4 protein-coding genes are annotated in these 3496 nt (G+C 63.9%); 1 reads left to right on the top strand and 3 read right to left on the bottom strand.

The genetic code is table 11. The features are described from left to right. Positions 1 to 145 precede the first annotated feature (145 nt). The 3 genes from ACE3UY_RS05320 to ACE3UY_RS05310 all read right to left on the bottom strand — a co-directional run bounded on the left by ACE3UY_RS05320 (position 146) and on the right by ACE3UY_RS05310 (position 1501). Positions 146 to 595: a type II toxin-antitoxin system VapC family toxin gene (locus tag ACE3UY_RS05320; RefSeq protein WP_374686515.1), complete on the bottom strand. Its 450-nt coding sequence runs from the start codon at positions 593 to 595 to the stop codon at positions 146 to 148. Beyond that, on the bottom strand, positions 558 to 878 hold the full coding sequence (locus ACE3UY_RS05315) for a hypothetical protein (protein ID WP_374686514.1): 321 nt from the start codon (positions 876 to 878) through the stop codon (positions 558 to 560). Before ACE3UY_RS05315 ends, ACE3UY_RS05320 begins: the two co-directional genes overlap by 38 nt. A gap of 104 nt (positions 879 to 982) precedes the next feature. After that, a complete protein-coding gene (locus ACE3UY_RS05310; RefSeq protein WP_374686513.1) occupies positions 983 to 1501 on the bottom strand; it encodes a DoxX family membrane protein in 519 nt (172 codons plus the stop codon). 334 nt (positions 1502 to 1835) lie between these two features. Here ACE3UY_RS05310 and ACE3UY_RS05305 point away from each other — a divergent pair, with 334 nt between their 5' ends. Further along, positions 1836 to 3494, top strand: coding sequence for a hypothetical protein (locus ACE3UY_RS05305; RefSeq protein ID WP_374686512.1), 1659 nt, complete (start codon positions 1836 to 1838; stop codon positions 3492 to 3494). Positions 3495 to 3496: the final 2 nt, after the last annotated feature.

Below are 3496 nucleotides of genomic sequence, written 5' to 3'. Positions count from 1 at the left end.
TGGCGCCGGGGCGTGGAGTGGCCGTGCCAGGGGATGTAGAGGAGTTGATCGAGGCAGGATAAGCGGCGAGCAGCACCGCCGTACCTTGTAGCGGGGGATGGCATCCCGCGTCCGCTTGCGAGAAGAGGCGGGATGCCATCCCGCGCTACAAGCTCTCCTCGATCCAGCGCACCCAGGCCAGCGTCGGGTGGGCGGCGTTATAGAGACGTTTGTCGGCCGTCCAGAACTCGCAACGGTTGAGTTGGGCGACCGCCAGATAGGCGGTGTCATAGGCGCGCGAGCGGTTTAGCATCTTGGACAACTGCCATGCCAGTTTCACGACTTCATTGCGTCTTGAATAGCGAATGGGCATTTGCAGGAACGCGTGGAAGGCGGCATCGCCCTCGTCAGCGACAAGATTCTTTAAGTAAACCTCTTGACGCAGCACGGAAGTAACTTCGAAGGCCAGCAAGGTAGGTGCTACCAAACTAATATCCTCGAATAGCCATTTTTCAAGGAGTTCGATCGCTTTATCGGAGTGTAGCCCAGGAACAAGCGCTTTGATAATGATGCTGGCATCAACGCAGACTGTTGAGAAGTTCATCCCCTCGCTCACGGCGCACTTTCTCCAGGGTTGTATCAGTGTCGATTAGGGTACCATGACGGCGGATCAAGATGCTGTCGTGAAGGGCGCGCAGCGTAGGGACAAGCGCTTCTGTCTGTTCGCGCTCTACGTCAATTACCACCTGTCGGGCTTCCAGAACCTCATCTTCTGCCAATCGTTGTACAATAGCAGCTAGACAGTATTCAGTCACGGGCATATCCCGTTTGGCCGCCGCTAATTCGATACGCCGTTTTAGAATTGGTTCGGCATAGACCTGAATCCGTGTTTTTTCCATCTTGCACCTGTTACTCGGATTTTATCACTGTTGACACCTTGGTGTCAACGCGCTGGGCAAGCGCTGGCTTGATCAATCGGTGCGTACCCCTGCTGGAGTTGCATCTACCCTTCCGGCAGTCCCGCCCCCGGCCGTTCAATGGGCCGTCCCGGCTCCACGACCATACCTCCGCCGCGCACCGTCGCCCCCAGCACCAGCGCCGCGCTGATCAGCACCATATTCTTGATGATGTACTGCCCCTCCAGCGTTGGCGCGTAGGGGATGCGGGTGAAGACCTCGTTGGGGAACAGGAGAATGGGGCTGATCGTGCCGAGCATCTGGGCGAACAACAGCAGCAGGGTGACGCGCATGGTGCGGCCGATCAGCAGCCCCAGCCCGATGAGGCACTCCCACACGGCCAGAATGTAGATGGACACGGCCGGCTGGATCAGCCCAAAGGACAGCGTCTCGATGGTGCGTGTCGCCAGGTCTTGGGCCGGGCTGAGGCCGGGGAAGAACTTCAGGAAGCCGAACCAGAAGAAGACGATGCCCAGGCTGAGACGCAGCAACAGCAACCCGTAGCGGGCCATCCACGTCGTGATGGCCTTATCAATTCGTTCGTATCGTGAATAGAGGTTGTTCATAGGTTCACTCCACCGTCGCGGCGTTCGGGGCGCGACGTGTTGCCCGTCATTCTACTGCTTCCGGCGGCGCGCGTCTTCTCACCGGCTCAACCTGCGCCATGGAGCACCGGCGACACGCCGGCTCTTCGTTCGATTGCACCCGGCCGCCGCGATGGCGGCGATCTAGCGTTAAGCTACTACTCATGCGCCGCCGGCAAATTTGGTGCGCGCCGCCACCTGCTGTTAAGATATGCTGTTGTCCGTCTGGGCGCGCCGCGGGGCGCGCCACATTGCTGCCCATCGCCGGCCAAGCCGCGAGCCGGGCCGCCTCATTTGTAGGAGTTGAAGAAACATCATGCGCAACACAAGACTGCCGTCGCTCCTTGCTGCCCTCATTGTGGCGCTGGCCGGGCTGGTGGCGTTCGCTCCGGTTCAGGCCCAGACCAACCTGCTGGAGAACCCCGGCTTTGAGGATGGTCACTACTTCCAGGACGGCATCGTCCAACTCGTCATCCCCAATGGCTGGCGGCTGGTCTGGTCGAATCAGGAAAAGATTTTCGGCGGGCAATGGGATACAACCCGGCCGGAGACAGTCGTATGGAACATCACCGGCGCGCCGGCCGGCGAGGAGTTCTACTGGCGCGACGGGTCGTACACCCTGAAGCTCTGGAACACCTTCGCGCCCCTCTGGACGGCGCTGACGCAGGACGTGGAAGGGCTGGAGGTCGGCCGCAAGTACCGCCTGGCCGTGCCGATCTACGTGGACGTGTTCGAGGACTTCAAGGACGGCAGGAAGGTCGCCCCGGAGCGCAAAGACACCGCTCGTGTGCGGCTGGGGGCGGGGCCGGTCGGGGCCGCCTGGCGCGACGAGAACGCCATTGGCTATAGCGGCTGGTGGACGGCCGAGTCCATCGCCAACTTCAACCAATCCTACTCGACCTTCGTCCACGACTTCGTGGCGACCCAGCCTAACATGACCATCTACATCGAGATGGCCTCGACCTACCCTTACCGGAACAACGGCTTCTTTTTCGACGCGCCTAGCCTGACGGCGCTCAACGAGACGGTGGCCCAGCCAACCGCCGCGCCGGCCGCCCAACAGCCGACAGCCGCCCCGGTGGCCGGCCAGCCCGCTGCCCCGGCCGCGCCCGCCGCGCAGCCGGCGACCGTCGTCGCGCCGACGCCGCGCGCCGATGGGGCTGTCGTCCACATCGTGCAGGAGGGCGACACCATGTGGGTCATCGCCATCCGGTACGCGTCGTTGCTCGGCCTGTCGGCCGAGGAGGCGCTGCCCGTCCTCCAGGAGCGCAACGGCAGCCCGGCCTTCCTGGCTCCGGGCGACGAGGTGATCATCCTGCCGGCTGGCGCGACCACGCCCACCGCCGGCGACGGCACGCCCGCCGCCGACGCCACGACTGACCCCGCGGCCACGCCCGAGGCGACCGTGGAGGGCGGCGCGACGGCCGAGGCCACGACTGAAGGGGAAGTCGCACCGGAGGGTACCACCGAGGTAACGCCCCAGGCGGGCACGGTGGCCGGGACGATCTGCGTGGCTGCCTTTGACGACGCCAACAATGACGGCCAGCGCAACGAGGGCGAGGCGCTGGTCGCCAACGCGGCCATCTCCATCTCCCAGGCCAACCGCACCATCTCGACCTACATCACCGATGGCGCCAGCGAACCGTACTGCTTCGAACTGAACGAGGCCGACTCCTACCAGCTGCAACTCTACCCGCCGACCGGCTACGCGCCGACGACGGAGGACAACTGGGCGGTGTCCATCGCCAACAACGAATCCTACACCGTGGCCTTTGGCATCTCGCAGACGGTGGCCGCGGCTGAGGCCGACAGCGCCGCCCAACCGACAGCTCCGGCCGAGGCGACCGGCGAGGCAGCCGTCGAGGCCGACGGGGGCGGGCTGTTCGGCGGCAACCTGGGCATGATTGTCCTGGGCGCGGCCGGTTTGTTGCTGGTGCTGGCCGGGGTGGGTGTCTACCTGCTGCGGCGGGGATAAGA

The sequence above is a fragment of the Promineifilum sp. (SeqCode) genome (genome assembly GCF_041918635.1).
GTDB lineage: Bacteria > Chloroflexota > Anaerolineae > Promineifilales > Promineifilaceae > Promineifilum.
The sequence above is the reverse complement of the archived record's forward strand: the minus strand, read 5'-3'. Positions and strand labels throughout refer to the sequence as shown.